Below are 21,828 nucleotides of genomic sequence, written 5' to 3' on the forward strand. Positions count from 1 at the left end.
CTCAAAGTGACGTGTTTTCGCAACTTCTCCACGCGCTGGCTGCGCAACGGTATCGTCGCGGGGGTAACGACCGCTGCGCTGTGCGCCAGCTCGGTGCTCTGGGCCGACTTCACCCGGCTGAGTCAGTTAGAAGCAAAAGGGTTTTCGGTCAGCGCTGAAGCGCGCCTGTTAGATGCCGATAGCGGTAGTAACCCACTGCTGGGCAGACTTAATCCAGAGCGTCAGCTCTCACCCGCCTCGGTGACAAAAGCCTATATGTCGGCCGCGCTGCTTAATCGTTTCGGCCCCCAGCATCGCTTCACTAGCCAGTTAGTGAGTACCGGCCAAGTGGATAACGGCGTGCTACGCGGTGATTTGGTCTTTGAAGGCGGCGGTGACCCAGGTTTGACGACGGAAGACCTGTGGCGGCTCGTCCAGCGCCTGCAGCTTGCCGGGGTAACGCACGTCGACGGTGCGCTGGTGGTCAGTCAGTGGCGCTTTGGCCCAGTGGAGTGCATCACCACTGATCGCTGCAACGCGCGTACCCGAGTCACCAACGCCTATAGTGCGCCGCTAACCTCGGCAGGCGTCAATTTTGGTACGTGGTGTGTCAATGTGGCGCCTGCGGCAACCCCCGGCGAGCCTGCGCGGGTAGGGCTATGTGATAGCCAGGCGCCGCTGGTGGCCATTGATAATCAGGTGGTAACGCGCCCGGCGAACAGTGGCACGGAGATTAGCGCCGAGCGCATCACCGATGAGCGTGGCGATGTGATGCGTTTGACGGGGCAAATTTCTACTAATGCAGCCGCGCGGGATGTTTACCGTGGTGCCGGAGATGCGGCTGAAAAAACCGCCCAGGTACTGTTAAGCATGCTCAATCAGGCGGGCGTTAGCGTGCGTGACCCGTGGCGGGTAAGCTCAACCCAGCCGCCAAGCAGCGCCCAGCGCCTTGCCGCAGTGGATAGCCAGCCGCTCCAGGAGCTGTTACTGCGCACCATGAACTACTCCAATAACTATATGGCCGATGTGCTGGCGCTGAACTTGGTGGAAACACCCCAAGCGCAGCTGCGTCAGGCAGGGCAGGCCATTGAAACCTATGTGCAGAGCTTGCCTGGGCACGGCCCGGTCACACTGCACAGCGGCAGCGGTTTAACCACCGGTAACCGCACCTCGGCGCATGGTGTCAACGTCATGCTGGAGGACATGTTCCGCCAAAGCGCGCTGTTCCCAAGCTTCGTGGCCTCTTTCCAGTCGCCCGCCAATGGCGTGATGCGCTTTATCCGTCGTGGCTCACCTACCTTTCAAAATAACGTCATGCTGAAAACCGGCACGCTCAACCAGCCGTTTGCCGTACGTGCCGTGGCAGGCTATTTTCGCACGGCCCAAGGGCGCTGGGGGGTGTTTAGTGTGTTAGTGAACGGTAGCGGCAGTACCCCCTATCTCAGCTGGCCCGAGGTGCTTGACCCACTGTCGTTAGATTTAGATGCAATGATTTTAGCTAATTAATTAAACGCTTAGGTGAGGCAACGGGCATGAAGCCACGTCACACGGGGTTAACCCATTTACTGCACTCCACGCGCTACTCCTGGAAAGGCCTGAAGGCGGCGTTTCGTAATGAGTCTGCCTTTCGTCAGGAGTTGGCGATTACTGCCGTGCTGCTGCCATTTGCCTGGTGGATTGGCGAAGGCCCATTAAGCTGGCTGCTGCTGGTCGGCAGTCTGTTTCTCGTGCTGATTGTCGAGCTGCTCAACAGCGCCATCGAAAACGTGGTCGACCGTATCGGCACCGAACACCATGAGCTGTCAGGGCGTGCCAAGGACATCGGCTCGGCCGCGGTGATGCTGTCGCTGATGATGGCGGGGCTGACCTGGGGGCTGTTAGGCTGGGAAAAATGGATGGGCTAGTTGGCCTAGAATGGCGTTGAGAATCATAACAATCGCTTGGCAAAGAGGTGCTTATGCAGACCAATGATGCGTTATTCCCCACGACAACGCTTCCCAAAGCGCTTGCACCTGCTGCCGAACAGGCACAGCAGCGCCTCAGCGAGGCCCTAAGCCAGGCGGATAATATCGCCTCAATGACCAAGCAGCCGCTGCCCTCCAGTAGTTGGGAGGCGCTCGCTCCTGCCCGCCGGGAAGCGCTGGCTCGAGTGGTCACTATCTCCACCTTCGCCCTTGATACGTTGGCGCGCTTTCCCCACTGGCTGGCCGAGCTGGATGCGGCAGGGGAGTTGGATAGCGCGCCCAGCAAAGAAGCGCTGACTCAGTGGTTGGATGATGCTCTGGAGAGCGCCGAGGACGAAGATGCCCTGCACCGGGCGCTGCGCCGTTTTCGTCGAGCGCGCATGCTGGGCATTGTTTGGCGCGATCTAAATCGCCTCGACGGTGCCACCATGTGGGATACCGCCCGATCGGTCTCTTGGCTGGCGGAAGTATGCACCGAAGCGGCGCTTGGCTGGCTGGAGCGTTTTTATGCATCCCGCTGGGGGACACCTGCCGCTCGCAGTGATGGTGAGCCTCAGCGGCTGGTGGTACTGGGAATGGGTAAGTTGGGCGCGGGGGAGCTCAACCTATCGTCGGATATCGATCTGATTTTTGCCTTCCCTGAAAAGGGCGAGACCGAAGGCGGCCGAAAACCGCTAGAGCATCAAGAGTACTTTACCAAGCTTGGCCAGCGCCTGATCGCCGCCCTGGATGCCATGACGGCGGATGGTTTTGTGTTCCGTGTAGATATGCGCTTGCGCCCGCTGGGCGATGGCGGCCCGCTGGTAGGCAGCTTTTCGATGCTCTCCAGCTACTATCAAGACCAAGGCCGTGAGTGGGAGCGCTACGCCATGCTGAAGGCGCGGCCTGTGGCGGGGGATATCGACGCGGGCCAAGAGCTGCTGGCAAGCCTACGGCCGTTTGTGTATCGCCGCTATCTGGATTTTGGGGCCATTGAGTCGCTGCGCGAGCTGAAGGCAATGATCAATCGCGAAGTGAAACGCAAAGGCATGCAGAGCAACATCAAGCTGGGGCCGGGGGGCATCCGCGAGGTGGAGTTCGTGGTGCAGGCGTTTCAGCTGATTCGCGGCGGGCGTGATACTGAACTGCAGGTCACCTCGCTGCAAACAGCGCTCAAGCGCTTGCCCGAGCTTGGGCTGCTGCCTCAAGCCGTGGTGGACGAGCTACTGCCGGATTACGCCTTCCTGCGCGATGTGGAGCACGCCCTTCAAGCGCTGGAAGATCGCCAAACCCAAATGCTGCCCACCGATGATGAGGACCGCGAGCGCGTCGCTTTCGCCATGGGGCACGAGGATTGGCCCGGGCTTATCGCCCAGCTAGATGAGGTCCGCGAGCGGGTGCGCCAGCACTTCGACGCGGTGATCGCCGACCCTGAAGAAGAGGCCGATGAAGAGCAAAGCGACGCCAGCCTCTCCCAGTGGCGGCTATTGTGGCGCGGTGAACTTGAAGAGGATGAGGCTCAGGCCCTTCTCAGCGAAGCGGGCTTTAACGAATCGGAAAAAGCACTCAAACGATTAAAAAGCCTTTATCACTCGCGCGCCGTGCAGAGCATGCAGCGTATTGGTTTTGAGCGCTTGGATGCTCTGATGCCGCTGCTACTGGCTGCCGTGGCGCAGAGCGATACGCCGGACACGGCCCTGGCTCGGGTGCAGCCGTTGATCGAGGCGGTGCTACGACGCACCGCCTATCTGGCGCTGCTGCGCGAAAATCCGCATACCCTTGAGCATTTGATGCGGCTATGTTCGGCGAGCCCTTGGATTGCTGAACAGTTGGCACGCTACCCCATCCTGCTGGATGAGTTGTTAACCCCCGATACGCTCTACACGCCCGCCGATAAATCGCGGCTTGCCGATGAGCTGCGTCAAACGCTCAACCGTTTACCCGAGGACGATGAAGAAGCGCAGCTAGAAGCACTGCGGGTGTTCAAGCATGCGCAGATGCTGCATGTGGCCGCCTCGGATGTGGCGGGTACGCGTCATCTGATGAAAGTAAGCGATTACTTAACCTATATCGCAGAAGTTATTTTAGACGCGGTGCTGGCGATGGCGTGGAAGCATGTCACCCGCAAGCACGGTGCGCCTGCGGGGTGTAACAACCGCGAACCTGCCTTTTTGATTATTGGTTACGGCAAGCTGGGCGGCATTGAGTTGGGCTACGGCTCTGACCTGGATCTGGTGTTCCTGCACGATAACGACGGTAAAGGCAGTACCGACGGCCCTCGGCCTTTGGATACGCCGGTGTTTTTCACTCGCCTGGGCCAGCGCATCATTCATCTGCTGACTGCGGTAACTCCGGCGGGTAGTCTGTATGAAGTGGACATGCGCCTTCGGCCGTCAGGGAATGCGGGGCTGCTCGTCACGTCGCTGGACGCGTTTGCCGAGTATCAGCATCAAAATGCCTGGACCTGGGAGCATCAGGCGCTGGTGCGGGCCAGAGTGGTGGCGGGCAGTGAGGCGCTGGCCGATAAGTTTGACGAGCTGCGTGGTTCGATTTTACGCCGCGAGCGCGACCCGCAGGCGCTGCGTGATGATGTGGTGAGCATGCGCCATAAAATGCGTGATCACTTGGGCACGAAAGGCGAGGGCGCCAAATCTGAGCGGGGCGATGGCGAAAATGCCAGCACAGATGCCACGTTTAGCTTGAAGCACGATGCAGGCGGCATGGTGGATATCGAGTTTCTCTGCCAGTACGCCGTGCTCGCGCTCTCCCATCAAACGCCCGCGCTGATCACCTATAGCGATAATATTCGCATTTTGGAAACTCTGGCCGAGAGCGGGCACATCACCCAAGTGGAGGCTGATCAGCTACGCGAGGCTTACCTGGCCTACCGCAGTCGTACTCACCGCGCGGCGTTGACCGGTGAAAAGGCGTTAGGGCAGGTTAAAGAGTTTGCGGAGCACCGTCAGATAGTGACCGCACTGTGGCAGCGTTTTCTGGAACCTTGATTGGCGGGTAGGGCGTTTTTCATTAGCATCAGTAAAAAGCTAGCCTGATAACGACTGGCCTAAAACGGCTGCTCCCATATCAATCGTTTTAATCACAACAGTTCCCATAACAGCAGTTCCAATAAAAACAAGGACGACACAATGCGCACTCCTTTTCCTGTGCGGCCTCGCAGCGAGGTGGCTGGTCAATGATCGGTCAAATTTTAGCCACGCTGCTGCCGGTGTTTTTGATTGCCGGTAGCGGTGCCGCCTACGGGCGATTCCGCACTCCCGATATTCGCAGTTTAAATACCCTCAATATGGAGCTGTTTGTTCCACTGCTGGTGTTTGCCGTGCTAGCCGACCGCCAAGCGCCCCTGGCGGAGTACGCCTGGCTCGCCAGTGCTGCTGCGCTGGTGGTGTTGGGGTCAGGGTTAGTGCTGTGGCCGGTGGTGAAGTGGCTTGGGTTGGACAGTAAGGTCTTCCTGCCGCCAATGATGTTCAATAACTCCGGCAATATGGGGGTGCCGCTGCTGGTGCTGGCTTTTGGGCCGGAAGCGCTGCCAGCGGCGGTGGTGGTGTTTATCGTGGAGATGCTGCTGCACTTTTCGGTGGGGCTTTACATGCTGGACCCGCGCACTTCGCTGTGGCGGATGCTTAGAATGCCCATCGTGGCGGCCAGTTTGGCAGGGCTGCTGGTTAATGTAGGGGGCGTGCCGCTGCCGGGCTGGCTGCTGGAAGCCATGCATATGCTGGGTGGTGTGTGCATTCCGCTAATGCTATTTGCGCTGGGCGTGCGCCTGCTGGAAATCGACTTTAGCGACTGGCGAACAGGGCTACTGGGGGCGTTGCTTTGCCCGCTCTCTGGGCTGGTGATTGCGCTGCCGCTCATGTGGCTGCTGCCGCTGAATCCGTTGCAAACAGCCACCTTGTTAGTATTTGCCGCGTTGCCGCCAGCGGTATTGAATTACTTGGTGGCCGAGCAGTACAAGCTCGCCCCTCATAAGGTGGCGTCGTTGGTGTTGATCGGTAACTTGGGAAGTTTGATCGTCATGCCGCTAACGCTGGCGGCGGCCTTCGCCTGGATCCAGCCGCCGCCCTAACGGCGAGGCTCGTCTTTTACTTCGTAGCTACCTTCCAGAGCATCGTGCTGCCTAGATGGCTGATCGCCAGCGTAGCCGCCGCCAATGTCTTGAGCGTGATCGGCACGCATCTGCTCCATACGCTTTTTCATCTTATGGCGCACAAACGGCATCATCGCCCAGCCAATCAGCAGGAAAAATAGCCCCAGCACAACGCCAACAATCATCAGTGCGCCAAACGCTAGCCACGTCAACAGCAGTTTCAAGCTGCCCATTAGCCCATTTGGCTGCGTTTGTGCAGCACGGGCGCGCCACTGGTTAGCAGCTTGCCAAGCGGCATTGCGTTGGTCGCGATTCATCTGTGGCATGAAAGCCTCCATCGTTCGTTTGCCACTATTGGAACATAGCGGAGCGAGCAAGTTCACTGCTTCTTTTTGAGAGTTGAAACTAATATATCAGTTGGTGCTAATTTTTCTGTATTAAGCGCTTAACATGCGATTGCTAGCCTCGGATGTTAGGATTTAATTGAGCGCACTAAAATGAAGAGCCGTGTTTTTATAAATCCACGCATTTATTAACCAGTATTTTCATTAACCAGGGTGGTGCTATGACAAATCATGGAGGGAAGTCGGTGTTTATCGCATCGGCAGTGATTATTTTCGGCTTAGTGATTGTGGGGGCCGCGTTTCCTGTCGCGTTTGGTAATGCTGCTGAGGCCGCCCTCACATCAATTACCGAGCTATTTGGCTGGTTCTATCTCTTCTCTGTATTTGGCTTTGTGGTGTTCCTGATTGGCCTGGCGCTCAGTAAATACGGCAAAGTACGTCTGGGACCCCAGGACAGTACGCCCAGCTACAGCTTTTTCTCATGGATCAGCATGCTATTGGCCGCAGGCTTTGGGGTAGGGCTGGTGTTTTACGGCATGGCAGAGCCCATGACGCACTACATTAACCCGCCTTACGGCGATGTCCCGGCAGAGAGCGAAGCGGCTGCACGCTACGCCATCCAGTACAGCTATTTTAATTGGGGAATTCACCAGTGGGCGGCATTCTCCGTGGTGGGTTTGATTATTGCTTACTTTCAGTTCCGTAAGGGGCAGGCGGGTTTGGTGTCTTCAGTGCTCTCGTCGGTCACGGCCAAGCACCCCCATGTGCGCCCCTACGCTTCCTGGTTAGATGTTTTTGCGGTGGTGGCTACCGTGATGGGGGTGGCGACATCACTAGGGCTTGGCGTATTACAAATGAATGGCGGTCTTAACGCGGTATTTGGCTTGCCGGAGAATGGGTTTTGGCAATTTGTCATTCTATTTGTGATGTTCTGCGCCTACATGGCATCTACTTGGTCTGGTTTGGATAAAGGCATTAAGCGCCTGTCTAACTTAAATATGGCGCTGTGTATCGGTTTGATGCTCTACGTGCTGTTCACCGGCCCGACCATTGCTATTTTGGAAACGATTACGCTAGGCATTGGCGACTATCTGCAGAATTTTATTGGCATGAGCCTGCGCATTTCACCCTATAGCGACAACCAGTGGGCTAGTAGCTGGACCATCTTCTACTGGGCTTGGGTGATTGCCTGGTCGCCCTTTGTGGGCACCTTTGTGGCACGTGTGTCTCGCGGGCGCACTATTAAAGAGTACGTATTTGGGGTGCTCTTTGTGCCGCCGCTTTTGGCGTGCTTGTGGATCGGCGTATTTGGTGGTGCAGCGCTTAACCTGGAGCTGAACGGCACCGATGTAGGCCTGGCTGCGGCCACCGAAGCAAACATCACCGGCGCCCTGTTTGAGATGTTTGATTTGATGCCGTTCTCGGGCGTGCTCTCCGTGTTGGCCATGCTGCTAATTTTTATTTTCCTGGTGACCTCAGCAGACTCCGCTTCGTATATTGTGGCGCAGATGACGGATAATGGTTCTATCAATCCACCACTCTATAAACGCGTGGTATGGGGCGTGCTGATCGCGGCGATTTGCCTTACGCTTATCGTGGCGGGTGGCCTTTCTGGCCTGCAGTCAGCGGCCGTGCTGTCAGCGCTGCCGTTTACCTTTATTCTGTATATGATGGTGATTGTGCTGGTACGCGAGCTGCGTGCGGATCGTAAAGCGATGCTGACCCAGCTCTACCGTCGCCACGGTGAGACCCCCGTGGGTGCTGATGCCTTTGAGGCGGAGCAGTTAGGGGAAGAGGAGCGTCTGCGCCGTGCGCCCAGCGTGGTCAATCGGCGTATTAATAGCTAAACAACGGCTTCGATAGAGGAAGCACCTATGGAAACTGCGTGCTAATGGCTCGACAGGGACGTCACGGGGCAACGCGAAGGCAGCCAAAAGGGGCTGCCTTCGACCGTTGGTTAGATCGGGTGGTCACCGTTGCGGTAGTCACTGCGATGGTGGTCGGCTTGTCAGCGGTCATTGCCCACTGGTTGCTGTGACGCTGTGACGTAGAGCCGATGGATGCCTACAACGCCCGATTACGCCGGGCGTTCGTGTATCTCAATGCGGTTCCTGCCGCGTCGTTTGGCATGGTAGAGCTGTTGATCTGCTTTGTTGAGCAGGTCATCAGGGCTAAGCGGCTGCTCAGGTGTTGTGGTGGCAATGCCCATGCTAGCCGTTAGGTGCGAATGAGTGCTGGAGTAGGCATGGGGAATAGCCAGTGACAGAATGGCTTGGCGCAGGCAGTTGGCAATATTCATCGCCTCATTGGCATCTTTGCCAGGCAGTACACAGATAAAGCGGTGCGTAATAAAAGGTGAATAAGTACTCAATGGCGAGCTCCAGCTCCTTGGCAAGATACTCCCCTGTGGCCCTCCCCGTCACAATCACATCAAGCAAGCCTGCGGATAAACGTGCCATGTTTTCCCGCTCAGTGGGCGCTCGCAACACGTTAATGCCTTTGCTCGCAACGTAATCTCCCACGGCATCCTCGCGGAAACTACCGACTTTCCATTCGTGTAACTCGCTAAGCTGCGTCAGCTCAAGCTGCCGTTCGGCGAGGCCAAAAGCAGACCATTCGTTAATTACAAGTGGCCCTACCCAGTGAAACTGCCGTTCTCTTTCAGCCGTACGGGTAGTGGAGTAGACGCAGTGATAGTCACGTAGCCTTGCTTCGGTGTAGGAACGTGCCCAGGGAAGTATCCGGAAGTTAGGTTTTGTACGCAAAGCCTTATCTGCTAATTTTACCTAGCAAAGTTAGAGTAACTTTGTATTTCTGTCACCTCTATTCTGTTAACGCTGTCTATAGCCGTGCGATGCGGCTAACTGATAGTCTTAGAACTCTTTTTAAGCGAGTGCTGATATGCCGTCTGCAACTGCTACGCCTGCCTCGTCCCCCTACGCTACGCGGCGCGAAATTTTCGGCTGGGCAATGTTTGATTTTGCCAATCAAGCCTACACGCTCCTCATTATTACCGTGGTATTTGGTGAGCTATTTACCACGGTGATTGTCGGTGAGCGGAACGATGGCTACCGCTTAGCGAACTTTTTATGGAGCTTGGCCTTAGCCATCAGTTATTTACTGGTGGTGATCAGCGCTCCCCTGTGTGGCGCCATCATGGATTACCGTGCTGAAAAAAAGCGCTTTCTTCTGTTTAGCTACATGGCTACGGTGGCAACCACGGCCATGCTCTACTTCGTTGAGCCCGGCTACGTGGTGTTAGGCCTTCTGTTAATCGTACTCTCAAACTACGCCTACTCCATGGGAGAGTCATTTATTGCCGCTTTTCTGCCAGAGTTAGGGCCGCCGGGTGCGCTGGGTAAAATTTCCGGCTTTGGTTGGGCATTGGGCTATATTGGCGGCCTATTGGCCGCAGGGTTTACGCTGATTGTGCTAGGAGAGGCAACGGCTGACAATTTTGAGCGTATTCGCTGGGTAGGACCTTTTGCAGCAGGGTTCTTTTTAGTGGCGGCGATTCCCACTTTTTTATGGCTGAAAGAGCGCGGCGTACCTAAACCCCATGGCGTTTCTTATCGGCAAATTGCCCAGCAGAGGATTTTGGGTACTTTTCATGAGCTGCGCTACTTCAAAGACTTAAGCGTTTTCTTAGTGTCACTTCTATTTTCGATGGCAGGCGTTTACATCATTATCGCTTTTGCTTTTATCTACGGGGCCCAGGTGATTGGCTGGGATGAGAGCGTGCGCAATATCATGTTTATTATTGTGCAGGTCACCGCTGCTGCGGGAGCCATCGGATTTGGGTTTTTACAAGATAAACTGGGCGCTAAACACACTTATCAAATGACACTTGCTCTCTGGGTTGCGGCTATTGTCGCGATCTGGGCAACTCCGGCGTTAACCGAGTGGCTCAATCAGCAGTTTGGGTGGCAGTGGCAGGCACAGCACTTGTTTTTAGTGGTCGGCTGCTTAGCCGGGTTGAGTTTAGGCTCTAGCCAGTCGGCCAGCCGCGCGCTGGTGGGTGTCTTTTCACCGCTGGAAAAATCAGCGGAGTTTTTTGGCTTCTGGGGCTTGGCAAACAAACTGGCGGGGGTGCTGGGCATCGTCATGTTAGGGGTGTTGCAAACGCTGATTGGCCTTCAAGCGTCTATTCTTTTATGTGTTGGGCTATTTATTGCAGCGATGCTAATTTGCGTAGGCGTCAATGAGCGCCGTGGCCGTGAGGCGGCAGTGGCCTGGAAAAGTTCTTGATGCCGTGAGGTGAATAATGGCAAGACACAGGCCACAGCAGGGCGGCATTGTGATGATGCTGCTATTTTGGGTGCTGTTAATGGCGGTAGGAACGTGGTGGATTCAGGGCGGTCTTGACGACATGCTGCACCCTAACGTGAACATCATGAATACCTCCCCAGACAATGGCCCGGTAACACTAAAGCGTAACCGAGCAGGCCATTTTGAAGCACCGGGTCAGATCAACGGTGAGCCTGTGACGTTTTTGTTGGATACAGGCGCCACTTATGTAGCGGTGCCTAGTGAGCTAGCTAAAAGGCTAAGCTTAGCGCCAGGGCGTCGTGCTTGGTTTAACACCGCCAATGGCCGTGTCGAGGGTAATCTGACTCAGCTAGATGAAGTAGTGCTGGGCGGTATTCAGATGAACAACGTGCAGGGCTCTATCAGCCCCGGCATGGAGCGCGATACGGTGCTGCTTGGGATGAGCTTTTTAAACCAGCTAGCGATTGAGATTCGCGGCGGGGAGATGGTGCTGCGCTTGCCAGAGCCTTAGGGCGACTTGTGCGCACTGCAGTCATGTGCTTAGCTGAAGACTCATGGATGCCAACACGCTAAGGAGTTGCTATGGGTATTGAAGTCGGTGGTTTGCTCGGTCTTATTTGGCTCATCATTGTGGTATGGGCCATCGTTAAAGTGGCAAAAAGCTCGGCTAGCGGGCTTGCCAAATTGCTATGGATTATCGCGCTACTGGTGTTTCCCCTGGTGGGGTTGATTGCTTGGTTCCTGTTCGGCCCCAAGGGATAGCCATCTTAACCATGAAGGCGTACATGAAGGCGTATTAAAAAGGCAGGCCTCGACAGGCCTGCCTTTTCTTTATATGCGCATCGTTAATCGAGCGAATCGTTGCTTTCGCTGGGCGGCGCTTTGTAGTGCCCGGGAATTTTTAACTTCTCTCCGTTGGGCAGGTCGCGCACTTGCGTTGGTACATAGACACGCTTAATGACACTTTTGGCTTTGCCATCTCCCATGGCGATCTCCTCCTGTCCGATTGTCGACAGTTCGCCACCTCACATTAGCGCTTGGTGGTGGAAGAATCAAGTTGCTCAAGACGCCCTCTAACTAGGATGCATACGCAACGCTAATCAAGGGGCAGGCGTTTGCAAGGTTTTAAGGTATCCTGGAAGCTATCCACAACCTGCTTTTGCACAGGGTGAGCGGGTGATAACACAAACTGCCTAAGCGGAGTGAAGAAAAAGGATGGTAGATCATTTGGAACAGCAGTTTCAAGCACTTGGGGCGCAGGAATCGGTAACTCCCGACTACCCTGACCAGGATCATGTGCTGATTATTGAAGATGATCAGCGCTTGGCCGAGCTCACCCGCGATTATCTGGAAGCAAACGGCTTTCAAGTGACGCTAGAAGCGGATGGTGCCAAAGGCGTAGATCGTATTTTAACGCTGCAGCCGGATCTAGTGATTTTGGATCTGATGCTACCCGGTGAAGATGGTTTGGCCATTTGCCGCCGCGTGCGGCCCAACTTTGCTGGCCCCATCATGATGCTGACTGCCCGCACTGATGACCTTGATCAAGTGCTCGGGCTAGAAATGGGCGCGGATGACTATGTGCCCAAACCGGTGCAGCCCCGCGTGCTGCTAGCCCGTATGCGTGCGCTTCTGCGTCGCGCGGACGCGCCAGCCCCCGATGGTGAAATGCGCCTTAAGTTTGAGAACCTGGAGATTGATAACGCCACGCGGGAAGCCTGGCTCTCCGGTGAGCGTATCGACCTGACCAGCGCAGAATTCGACCTGCTGTGGCTGCTAGCGCGTAATGCTGGCCGTGTGCTGACCCGCGAAGAGATTTTCAGCGACTTGCGAGGCATTAAATACGACGGCCAAGACCGCTCTATTGATGTGCGCGTATCGCGTATTCGCCCAAAAATTGGCGACGACCCTAACCAGCCGCACCGTATTAAAACCGTGCGCAGTAAAGGCTATCTGTTTGTTAAAGACAGTTAAACAAGAGAGGTCGCCTAATGCGGCGAGTGCTTAGCCACGGCTCGTTTTTACGCTTCTACCTACTGCTGGGCCTAGCGCTGTGCGTGGTGTTTTTTATTGCGCTAGGGGGGCGTTCTTTTATAGAGCAGGTGCGCCGGGAAGATTATCGCGAACAGCTCGCCGCGCTGCCTATGTCATTAATGACACAGCAGCTTGCCAGCGTGCCCATAGATGAGCGTGAAACACTGTTAGGCGATTTTTCCGAGCAGCTAGGCATGCAGCTGGTGCTGCGCGACATGAACGACGCCCAGTTAGGCTATTTCGAGCGGTCGCGAATTGAGCGGGGCGCGGTGTTAGTGGCAGAAGAGCCTTGGCAACTGCGCCAGCGGCTGCCCACGGCTAACACCAGCGGGGAGCTATGGGTGCTGGAAGCCACGTTTGACGCTTGGAGCGAACGCCAGTGGCAGGGCAGCATGGTTTTACTGGGGGAGTGGCTCTCTGCGATGCCCAGTGAAGAGAGGCTTGATGCTCTCGCTCAGCTTCGCCCCGGCAGTTGGCCGCTAAGCCTGTTGAATGCACTACCCGATGACTTAACCACCGAACAGCAGTTTCAGCTAGCGCTCGGGGGTGTGATAACCCGGCTAGTGACAGACAAGCTATCGATTACGCTACTTTATCAATTGCCTAATGCCTCGGGAGAGGCCGACCAGTGGCTTCAGGCTGGGCCTATCTCCCGAGGCGATACGCTGCCGCGCAATTTGCACTTGCCGCTGCTCGTGGCGCTGATGGTCGTGCTAAGCCTGATCATTTATCTAATTATGCGCAGCATCGAGTCGCGCATGGCGCGGCTAGAGCTGGCGGCAACCCGTATTGCCAGTGGCCGGTTGGAAACCCGCGTCAAAGTGGAAAGCGGCGACTTTCTGGGGCGCTTGGGGATGGCCTTTAATGGCATGGCGAACCAAGTGCAGAGCCTACTGCGTGGTCAGCAAGAGATGATTCGCGCTGTCTCCCACGAGCTACGCACTCCGGTGGCACGCATCCGCTTTGCGGTGCAGATGGTCGAGGACATGACCGATCAACCCGCCATTCAGCGTCAGCTCCAGGGTATTGATGCAGATATTGCTGAACTGGATGAGTTAGTGGACGAAATTTTGACCTATGCGCGCCTAGGTGGCGAAACGGTCAATGGCGCAGAGCTGGAAATGGCGTTGGTGGAGTGCCGGTCTATGGCGGAGCGGGTGATTGATACGCTAGCACCGCTGCACAGCGGGCAGACCTTAACCCTGGTGCCGGGGCCTGATATTGAGCTGTTGGCAGAGCCGCGCTACCTGCAGCGGGCACTACAAAACCTAGTGGGCAATGCTTGCCGCTACGGCAAATCTCAAGTGGTGATTCGCCTGTGGGATGAGCCGCGCTTAGTGCGTATAGATGTAGAAGATGACGGCCCAGGCATTCCCTTCGATGCCCGAGCCGATATCTTCAAACCCTTTGCGCGCCTGGACGATAGCCGCGCCCGCAGTTCTGGTGGCTACGGCCTTGGTCTCTCGATTGTGCAAAAAATCATGGCAGGCCACGGTGGTAGCGTCACCGTAGATAGCAGCCCTGCGCTGGGCGGCGCACGCTTTACGCTGCTGATTCCTCGTCGCGATTCGCCGGTTTAATTCCTGACAGCACCGCAAAGGAGGTCTCCTTGGCGGTACGCAAAAAGTCCTGCATCCACGGCGCTTCCGCCGACTCCTCACGAATAGCGGCATAGAGCGTGCTCCAGATGCCGTGCTCGCCTAGCTTCACCGCGCTGACGTAGTCGCGCTCTAAATACTCCGTGAGCGCCCAGTTGGGCAGCGCACATACGCCGCGGCCACTGGCCACCAGCTGCATCATCATAATCGTCAGCTCTGCGGTGCGAATCTCTTTAGGGCGCACGTTGGCTGGGGCCAAAAATTGGGTGAAGACATCCAGGCGCGACTGCTCCACTGGGTAGGTGATCAGTGTCTCCTCGGCCAGCGCGCTAGGCTCAATATAGGGTTGGCCCGCAAAGCTGTGTTGCCGGGCAACCGCTAGCAGCCCCTCATAGCGAAACAGCGGCACGTAGTGAACGCCTTCCAGCGGCTGAGGGTCGGCGGTAATGACTAAATCCAGCTGCTCACGGGCCAAGGCAGGCAGCGGGTCGAAATGGTGCCCGCTGGGAATATCGATCTCCACTTCCGGCCAGTGGTCGCGGAAGTAATCCACCGTGGGCATGAGCCACTGAAAGCAGCTATGGCACTCGATGGCCATGTGGAGCCGCCCCTGCTCGGTGCCCGCTAATCGGGCCAGGTCCCGCTCCGCTTTGCGAACTTCCGGCAAAATCTCATCGGCCAGCGCCAGTAGCCGAAGCCCTGCCCGCGTGAATTCTACCGGACGGGTCTTGCGCACAAACAGCGCGCTATCCACGCGACTTTCTAGATCTTTCAATTGGTGTGAGAGGGCCGACTGCGTTAAGTGCACCCGCTCAGCGGCTTCTACCAGCGAGCCAGTTTCGCGTAGGGCCAGCAGCGTGCGCAAATGGCGTAATTCAATCATTGTGAGTGTTTTTCATGTTTGATATTAAAATCTTTAGTTTGATTCACGTTTATGCGGCACTCAAACTGTGTGAAATCATTCACGTTGGAAGGAATCATCATGACAGTTTCTCATATTCTCGGCTATCCCCGCATTGGCGCTCAGCGCGAACTGAAAAAAGTCACTGAAGCTTACTGGAAGGGCGACGTTAGCCGTGACGAACTAGAAGCCGTTGGCCAAGCGCTACGGCTTGCCCACTGGCAAACCCAGCAAGCCGCGGGCTTGGATATGGTCAGCGTGGGTGATTTCGCATTTTATGACCAAGTGCTAAACGTTTCCGTAATGCTGGGCGCGGTGCCTAGCCGCTTTCAAGCCCAAGACGAGGTAAACGCAGGCCACGTCGACCTGGACACCGCCTTTCGCATGGCCCGTGGCCGCGCGCCAAGCGGTACCCCGGCGGCCGCCTGCGAGATGACTAAATATTTTGATACCAATTACCACTACCTAGTGCCTGAGCTTCATCCAGGGCAGACATTTACCTTAGCCTCTACGCGGCTGTTTGACGAGGTAGATGAAGCTCTAAAAGCGGGCTTTACGCCTAAAGTAACGCTGACCGGGCCGCTGACATGGCTATGGCTAGGCAAAACCAAGGGCAGTGAGTTTGACCGTCTTGAGCTTCTTGATAGCGTACTGGATGTTTACAGCGAGACGCTTTCCCGCCTAGCGACTCAGGGTATTGAGTGGGTGCAGCTAGACGAGCCTGCGCTGGTACAGGATTTGCCACTGGCCTGGCAGCAGGCCTACGAGCGTGCTTACCATCGCCTGCAGTCGGCCCCGCTGAAGCTGCTGGTGGCCACTTACTTCGGCGCGCTGGGCGACAATCTTTCGCTCACCACGCGGCTACCGGTAGAGGGCCTACATATTGATGCCGTGCGTGCTCCTGAGCAGGTGGAGAGCGTGATTGATCGGTTAAGCCCGCATCAGGTGCTCTCGGTAGGTTTAGTGGATGGTCGGAATATCTGGCGGGCCGATTTGGCAGCACTGCGTGAGCGCCTGCTGCCGCTGAAAGTGCGGTTGGGCCAGCGGCTGTGGCTCGCGCCTAGCTGCTCGCTGCTTCACGTGCCGGTCGACCTGCGTCAAGAGACCGAGCTGGACGCTGAGCTGGTGAACTGGCTGGCGTTTGCTCGCCAGAAGCTGGATGAAGTGGTCACGCTGGCGCGACTGATTGATAACCGTGCTACGCCGGAAGACGAGCAGCGTTTGAGCGAGGCAACCCGCGCCTTGGATACGCGCCGGGAGTCGACGCGTATTCACCAGCCTGCGGTGAGCGAGCGGCTAGCCGCTATCACGTCTCAGGATAGTCAGCGTCAATCGCCCTATGCCCAGCGTGTGCAGGCCCAGCGCAGGCTGCTGGCACTGCCGCTGTTCCCCACCACCACGATTGGCTCGTTCCCACAGACGGATGCCATTCGTGCCGCACGTCGTGCTTTCAAGGCCGGTGAGCTAAGCCAAGCGAACTACGAAGCGCGGATGCGCGAAGAGATCGCCTACGCGGTGGAACGCCAGGAAGCGCTTGGCTTGGACGTACTGGTGCACGGCGAAGCCGAACGTAACGATATGGTGGAGTACTTTGGCGAGCAGCTCGACGGTTTTGCGTTTACCCGCTTTGGCTGGGTGCAGAGCTATGGCTCCCGCTGTGTGAAACCGCCGATTATCTTTGGTGACGTGACCCGCCCCACGGCGATGACCGTACGCTGGAGCGAGTACGCCCAATCGCTGACCGAAAAGCCGATGAAAGGCATGCTCACCGGGCCGGTGACGATCTTACAGTGGTCGTTTGTGCGTGACGACCAGCCCCGCGCCACCACCTGCCGCCAGATCGCCCTGGCGCTGCGCGACGAAGTGTGTGACCTGGAAAAAGCGGGTATCCATGTGATTCAAATTGACGAGCCAGCGCTGCGGGAAGGGCTGCCGTTGCACCAGAGCGAGTGGCAGCGCTATTTGGATTGGGCTGTTGAGAGCTTCCAGCTAAGCGCGGCAGGCGTGGCCGACAGCACTCAGATTCATACCCATATGTGCTATTCAGAGTTCAACGACATCATTGGCGCCATTGCCGCGCTGGATGCCGATGTGATCACCATCGAGACGTCGCGCTCAGATATGCAGCTGCTGGATGCGTTTCAGGACTTTGCCTACCCCAATGAAATTGGGCCGGGCGTCTACGATATCCACACGCCAAATATTCCCGAGGTGGAGTGGATGGTGGCACTGATGGAGAAAGCGCTGGAGAAAATCCCGGCCGAACGTCTATGGGTCAACCCGGATTGCGGATTGAAAACCCGTGGATGGGCCGAGGTAGAGCCTGCCCTGGCCAATATGGTGGAGGCCGCTGAGCAGCTGCGTCAGCGCTACGCTTAAGCCAGGTGGGTTGCTCGGCTGCTATTAACCCCGCTACTAAGTGCAGCGGGGTTTTTGCATTAGCTCTTAGAGGCGTAAGCGTACAGCAGGGTTTCCTGAGCGCTGATCGCGTCGCCGCTGCCGGGGTCCTGTAGCTGGTAGCTGCCGTCGCTTTGCAGTAGCCAGCTCTGGCAGTTATCCACCAGGTAGGTCTCCAGGTCTTTGCGAACGCGGGTGGCGAGTTTCTTATCCAGCAGCGGGAAGCAGGTCTCTACCCTGTGGAACATATTGCGCGACATGAAATCCGCGCTGGAGCACCAGATTTCTGGCTTGCCGTCGTTATGGAAGTGGAACACCCGGGTGTGCTCGAGGAAGCGGCCAATGATCGAGCGTACGCGAATGTTGTCGGATACGCCGGGGATGCCCGGCTTCAGGCAGCACATGCCGCGAATGATCAGATCGCACTCCACGCCCGCTTGAGAGGCGCGATATAGCGCTTTGATCAACTTGGGTTCGGTCAGCGAGTTGCACTTGATGATGATATGGCCGCGTTTCCCTTTACGTGCCACCTGGGCTTCCCGATCAATCATCTCGACTAAGCGCTCGTGCAGCGTAAAAGGCGCATGCAGCAGCGTATCAATCTTGCGTGCCCTGCCCATGCCCGAGAGCTGCTGAAAGACTTTATGCACGTCGGCACAAAGCGCCTCGTTGGCGGTAAGCAGGCTGTAGTCGGTATAGAGCTTGGCGGTTTTTGAGTGGTAGTTGCCGGTGCCCAGGTGCGCATAGTGGCGCAGCTCACCTTTTTCACGGCGCACGATGTGCAGCATCTTGGCGTGGGTCTTGTACGCCATAATGCCGTAAATCACGATAGCCCCTGCCTCCTGCAAGCGCGAGGCCAGTTGCAGGTTATCCGCCTCGTCAAAGCGTGCCCGCAGCTCAATCACCACCGTCACCTCTTTACCCTGACTAGCAGCGTCGACCAGCGCGCTGACGATGGGGGAGTCTGAGCCGGTGCGGTAAAGCGTTTGCTTGATGGCCAGCACATCCGGGTCCCGGGCGGCTTCCCGCAGCAAATCCTCAATGGGAGAGAAAGACTGGAAGGGGTGGTGCAGCAATATATCGCTTTTGGCGATGGCGCTAAATAAGCTGCCGCCTTTCAGCGCTTTGGGCACGCTGGGGGCAAACGGGCGGTAGAGCAGCTCGGGACGGTCCACATCGCCCAGCACTGCCATCATGCGGGTCAGGTTTACGGGCCCCTGAACGCGATAAAGATCACCGCTCTCCAAGTCAAACTGGCGCAGTAGGAAGTTGGTCAAATCGTCCGGGCAGTTGTCGGCGACTTCCAAACGCACGCCGCTGCCGTAGCGCCGGGCCAGCAGCTCCCCACGCAGGGCCGAGGCAAGATCGGATACCTCTTCAGGATCAACGGTCATGTCCGCGTTGCGGGTCAGGCGGAACTGGTAGCAGCCCCGCACGCGCATGCCAGGAAAGAGCTCTTCGGCATGGGCGTGAATCATTGACGATAAGAATACGTACTCAGAGAAGCCATCGGCGCAAAGCTCCTTGGGCAGCGCCATTAGGCGCGGCAGCGAGCGTGGGGCGGGCAGAATCGCCATGCCGCCCGCTCGGCCAAAGGCATCTTTGCCTTCAAGTTCGACAATAAAGTTGAGGCTCTTATTCACCAGCCGTGGGAACGGGTGTGATGGGTCCAGGCCAATGGGGCTAATCACCGGCATGATTTCGTTATCGAAAAAGTCCCGCACCCAAGCTTTTTGAGCGTCGGTCCACTGGTCGCGGCGGCGGAAACGCAGCCCCTGGGCTTCTAGTGCAGGCAGTAGCGTGTCGTTGAGGATCTCGTACTGACGGGCAATCTGTTGGTGAGCAATCTCGGAAATCTCAGCCAGCACGGCTTTGGGCAGGCGGCCATCAGCAGCGGTGGTGTCATCGCCCAAGGCCATTTGATGTTTTAATCCCGCCACACGAATCTCGAAAAACTCATCCATGTTGGAGGAGAAAATCAGCAGGAACATTAGCCGGTTGAGCAGTGGGTGCGCATCGTCTAACGCCTGCTCTAATACACGAATATTAAACTGTAGGTGAGAAAGCTCGCGGTTAAAGTAGAGCTGCGGATCGTCAAGGTCAGCTTCAGTATGTGACTCTTTTGCTTGAACCCCGGTGGGTGTGCGGTTAATACGCAGCGGTGCAATATCGGCTTCGCCGCTCATTTGCTCATTGGGCGGTACTGGTAATGCTGGCGTGGAATCTATAGCGTTGTCGTCCATGGTTGCCCCCCGCGGTAGTGGCTCGTACTCATCATAGCGTTTTAATGTTTATTAGGGTGAGTATGCAGGGGGAAGATGACAAATAGGTGTCACCGATTTGTCATCTTAATGGCATAAATGAGGGTTAACGCTGCAGCAGGCGAGCGGCCTCTAGGGCAAAGTAGGTCAAGATGCCGTCGGCCCCAGCGCGCTTAAAGCACATCAGCGACTCCAGAATCACTGGCTCCGCTTCTAGCCAGCCGTTATCGAACGCTGCACGGTGCATGGCGTACTCACCGCTGACCTGGTAGGCAAAGGTAGGCACTTGGAACTCGCTTTTCACTCGGCGTACCATATCCAGGTAGGGCATGCCCGGTTTGACCATGACCATGTCGGCACCTTCGGCAATGTCCATGGCCACTTCGTGCAGCGCTTCATCGCTGTTGGCAGGGTCCATCTGATAGGTGCGCTTGTCCGCTTTGCCCAGATTGGCGGCTGAGCCGACCGCATCGCGGAAGGGGCCGTAATAGTGGGAAGCATACTTGGCGCTGTAGGCCATAATGCGCACGTTATGCAGATGCTCCTGCTCCAGCACTTGGCGAATGGCACCAATGCGGCCATCCATCATATCGGAAGGGGCCACTACATCGGCGCCTGCTTCCGCGTGGGAGAGCGCTTGTTTGAGTAACGTGTCGACGGTGCGGTCGTTTTGAACGTAGCCGTGCTCATCCAGAATACCGTCCTGGCCGTGACTGGTGTAAGGGTCCAGCGCCACATCGGTAATGATTCCCAGCTCCGGCAGTGCTTCTTTGAGTGCACGAACGGTGCGCTGCACTAGTCCGCTGGCGTTATAGGCCTCTTCGGCCAGTTCGCTTTTCTGCTCAGGGCCAATCACCGGGAACAGCGCCAGTGCGGGAATACCCAGCGCATAGGCTTCGCGGGCCTGCTCAATCAGCAGGTCAATCGAGAGGCGCTCGACGCCGGGCATGGAGGCCACCGCTTCACGCTGATTTTCACCTTCCAGAACAAATACCGGCAGGATAAGGTCGTTGGGCGTTAGCGTCGACTCTTGCATCAAGCGGCGCGAGAAGTCATCCCGACGCATACGGCGCATTCGGGTAGCGGGGAAGTGGCGTGGGCTTGAGGTATTCAACGGCTCTCTCCAGGCAATCGCATCGTGGGCGCCCCGTGTATCAGGGCTTGGTGGGAGTATATCAGGCATGCCGTACAGCGAAAGCCGCCTTGTGGCGGCAATAGAGACTGACTAAAGTGAGCCATTCAGCCACAGAGATGGCTTGGACAAGGAGATAGGTATGACGAAGCAGGTAGCAATCGTATTGGCGGGTTGTGGCGTGTTTGATGGCTCGGAAATTTACGAGACCACCCTGACGCTGTTACGCCTTGACCAGCTGGGGATCGGTTATCGCTGCTTTGCCCCGGATGTGGCTCAGCACCATGTGATTAATCACCTAGACCAAGCGCCGGTAGAGGGCGAAACCCGCAATGTGCTGCAGGAGTCTGCCCGTTTGGCCCGTGGTGATATTAGCCCGATTACCGAACTCGATTCTGATGAGTTCGATGCAGTGATCGTGCCGGGTGGCTTTGGCGTGGCCAAAAATCTCTCTGATTTTGCCATGCAGAGTGACAGCATGCAGGTGCTGGAGAGCGTCAAAGAGGCGTTAGCCGGATTTAAAGAGGATGCCAAGCCCATCGGTTTAATGTGCATTGCCCCGGTGATGGTTCCGCGCCTGTTGGGCGATGGCATTGCGGTCACCATTGGGCATGATCCGGGCGTCGCCGGGGCCATTAGCGCGATGGGTGGCCTGCATCGCAGCTGTGGCGTAGAAGAGATTGTGGTGGATCATGAGCATCGTGTAGTGACAACGCCAGCATATATGCTCGCTACGCGTATCAGTGAAGCCGCTACCGGTATTTTTAAGCTGGTAGACCGCATTGATGAAATGATGGGCTAAGTGTCAGCGCTTAGTAGGGGAAAAGCCTCTGTCATCCTGGGATGACAGAGGCTTTTTAGT

20 protein-coding genes are annotated in these 21,828 nt (G+C 56.8%); 13 read left to right on the forward strand and 7 right to left on the reverse strand.

Annotation, left to right across the window (positions count from 1 at the left end; genetic code table 11):
* Positions 1–6 precede the first annotated feature (6 nt).
* The 4 genes from dacB to AC13CY_RS07070 all read left to right on the forward strand — a co-directional run bounded on the left by dacB (position 7) and on the right by AC13CY_RS07070 (position 6,009).
* Positions 7–1,485 (forward strand): D-alanyl-D-alanine carboxypeptidase/D-alanyl-D-alanine endopeptidase, encoded by a 1,479-nt coding sequence (gene dacB / locus AC13CY_RS07055; protein WP_054641556.1) that lies wholly within the window; start codon positions 7–9, stop codon positions 1,483–1,485.
* Positions 1,486–1,511: 26 nt separating this feature from the next.
* Positions 1,512–1,883 (forward strand): diacylglycerol kinase, encoded by a 372-nt coding sequence (locus tag AC13CY_RS07060; protein WP_054641555.1) that lies wholly within the window; start codon positions 1,512–1,514, stop codon positions 1,881–1,883.
* 53 nt (positions 1,884–1,936) lie between these two features.
* Entirely contained in the window at positions 1,937–4,927 is a 2,991-nt protein-coding gene (gene glnE, locus AC13CY_RS07065) for a bifunctional [glutamate--ammonia ligase]-adenylyl-L-tyrosine phosphorylase/[glutamate--ammonia-ligase] adenylyltransferase (protein ID WP_475311987.1), read from the forward strand.
* A 188-nt stretch (positions 4,928–5,115) separates the two neighbouring features.
* Positions 5,116–6,009 (forward strand): AEC family transporter, encoded by an 894-nt coding sequence (locus tag AC13CY_RS07070; protein WP_044630163.1) that lies wholly within the window; start codon positions 5,116–5,118, stop codon positions 6,007–6,009.
* Here AC13CY_RS07070 and AC13CY_RS07075 read toward each other — a convergent pair.
* A complete protein-coding gene (locus AC13CY_RS07075; RefSeq protein WP_044630164.1) occupies positions 6,006–6,356 on the reverse strand; it encodes a hypothetical protein in 351 nt (116 codons plus the stop codon). The two genes, AC13CY_RS07070 and AC13CY_RS07075, sit on opposite strands and share 4 nt — an antisense overlap.
* A gap of 239 nt (positions 6,357–6,595) precedes the next feature.
* Here AC13CY_RS07075 and AC13CY_RS07080 point away from each other — a divergent pair, with 239 nt between their 5' ends.
* On the forward strand, positions 6,596–8,221 hold the full coding sequence (locus AC13CY_RS07080; protein WP_483052413.1) for a BCCT family transporter: 1,626 nt from the start codon (positions 6,596–6,598) through the stop codon (positions 8,219–8,221).
* A 44-nt stretch (positions 8,222–8,265) separates the two neighbouring features.
* Positions 8,266–8,412, forward strand: a complete 147-nt coding sequence (locus AC13CY_RS07085) for a hypothetical protein (protein WP_164834392.1) — start codon at positions 8,266–8,268, stop codon at positions 8,410–8,412.
* Between the two features lie 39 nt (positions 8,413–8,451).
* On the opposite strand, the gene AC13CY_RS07090 is transcribed toward AC13CY_RS07085, so the two are convergent.
* Positions 8,452–8,673: a diguanylate cyclase gene (locus AC13CY_RS07090; RefSeq protein ID WP_058577122.1), complete on the reverse strand. Its 222-nt coding sequence runs from the start codon at positions 8,671–8,673 to the stop codon at positions 8,452–8,454.
* Between the two features lie 4 nt (positions 8,674–8,677).
* Positions 8,678–9,139, reverse strand: a complete 462-nt coding sequence (locus tag AC13CY_RS07095; RefSeq protein WP_253556812.1) for a substrate-binding periplasmic protein — start codon at positions 9,137–9,139, stop codon at positions 8,678–8,680.
* 136 nt (positions 9,140–9,275) lie between these two features.
* Between AC13CY_RS07095 and AC13CY_RS07100 the strand changes: the two genes are divergently transcribed.
* The 3 genes from AC13CY_RS07100 to AC13CY_RS07110 all read left to right on the forward strand — a co-directional run bounded on the left by AC13CY_RS07100 (position 9,276) and on the right by AC13CY_RS07110 (position 11,405).
* Entirely contained in the window at positions 9,276–10,622 is a 1,347-nt protein-coding gene (locus tag AC13CY_RS07100; RefSeq protein ID WP_089675815.1) for an MFS transporter, read from the forward strand.
* Positions 10,623–10,638: 16 nt separating this feature from the next.
* Entirely contained in the window at positions 10,639–11,154 is a 516-nt protein-coding gene (locus tag AC13CY_RS07105; protein ID WP_054641533.1) for a retropepsin-like aspartic protease family protein, read from the forward strand.
* 71 nt (positions 11,155–11,225) lie between these two features.
* The gene (locus AC13CY_RS07110; RefSeq protein WP_044630479.1) at positions 11,226–11,405 is read left to right on the forward strand and encodes a PLDc N-terminal domain-containing protein; all 180 of its coding nucleotides are present in this window, start codon (positions 11,226–11,228) and stop codon (positions 11,403–11,405) included.
* An 83-nt stretch (positions 11,406–11,488) separates the two neighbouring features.
* On the opposite strand, the gene AC13CY_RS07115 is transcribed toward AC13CY_RS07110, so the two are convergent.
* Positions 11,489–11,629, reverse strand: coding sequence for a hypothetical protein (locus AC13CY_RS07115; RefSeq protein ID WP_162835828.1), 141 nt, complete (start codon positions 11,627–11,629; stop codon positions 11,489–11,491).
* Positions 11,630–11,858: 229 nt separating this feature from the next.
* On the opposite strand from AC13CY_RS07115, the gene AC13CY_RS07120 reads away from it, so the two are divergent.
* Positions 11,859–12,617, forward strand: coding sequence for a winged helix-turn-helix domain-containing protein (locus AC13CY_RS07120; protein WP_044630480.1), 759 nt, complete (start codon positions 11,859–11,861; stop codon positions 12,615–12,617).
* 17 nt (positions 12,618–12,634) lie between these two features.
* Complete coding sequence (locus AC13CY_RS07125) at positions 12,635–14,257, forward strand: ATP-binding protein (protein ID WP_288102603.1); 1,623 nt, start codon at positions 12,635–12,637, stop codon at positions 14,255–14,257.
* On the opposite strand, the gene AC13CY_RS07130 is transcribed toward AC13CY_RS07125, so the two are convergent.
* The gene (locus AC13CY_RS07130) at positions 14,220–15,158 is read right to left on the reverse strand and encodes a LysR family transcriptional regulator (RefSeq protein ID WP_058577124.1); all 939 of its coding nucleotides are present in this window, start codon (positions 15,156–15,158) and stop codon (positions 14,220–14,222) included. The two genes, AC13CY_RS07125 and AC13CY_RS07130, sit on opposite strands and share 38 nt — an antisense overlap.
* 99 nt (positions 15,159–15,257) lie before the next feature.
* Between AC13CY_RS07130 and metE the strand changes: the two genes are divergently transcribed.
* Positions 15,258–17,555, forward strand: a complete 2,298-nt coding sequence (gene metE / locus AC13CY_RS07135; protein WP_253556809.1) for a 5-methyltetrahydropteroyltriglutamate--homocysteine S-methyltransferase — start codon at positions 15,258–15,260, stop codon at positions 17,553–17,555.
* Positions 17,556–17,614: 59 nt separating this feature from the next.
* Here metE and ppk1 read toward each other — a convergent pair whose 3' ends face one another.
* Both ppk1 and hemB read right to left on the reverse strand, forming a co-directional pair.
* Positions 17,615–19,816, reverse strand: coding sequence for a polyphosphate kinase 1 (gene ppk1 / locus AC13CY_RS07140; RefSeq protein WP_074211509.1), 2,202 nt, complete (start codon positions 19,814–19,816; stop codon positions 17,615–17,617).
* A 124-nt stretch (positions 19,817–19,940) separates the two neighbouring features.
* Positions 19,941–20,948: a porphobilinogen synthase gene (hemB, locus tag AC13CY_RS07145; RefSeq protein ID WP_289125240.1), complete on the reverse strand. Its 1,008-nt coding sequence runs from the start codon at positions 20,946–20,948 to the stop codon at positions 19,941–19,943.
* Positions 20,949–21,108: 160 nt separating this feature from the next.
* Here hemB and elbB point away from each other — a divergent pair, with 160 nt between their 5' ends.
* Positions 21,109–21,768 carry an isoprenoid biosynthesis glyoxalase ElbB gene (gene elbB, locus AC13CY_RS07150; RefSeq protein ID WP_044630486.1) on the forward strand — a complete coding sequence of 220 codons (660 nt, stop codon included), beginning with the start codon at positions 21,109–21,111 and terminating at the stop codon, positions 21,766–21,768.
* The last annotated feature ends 60 nt before the right edge of the window (positions 21,769–21,828 follow it).

It is taken from the genome of Vreelandella sp. L-15, assembly GCF_056857635.1.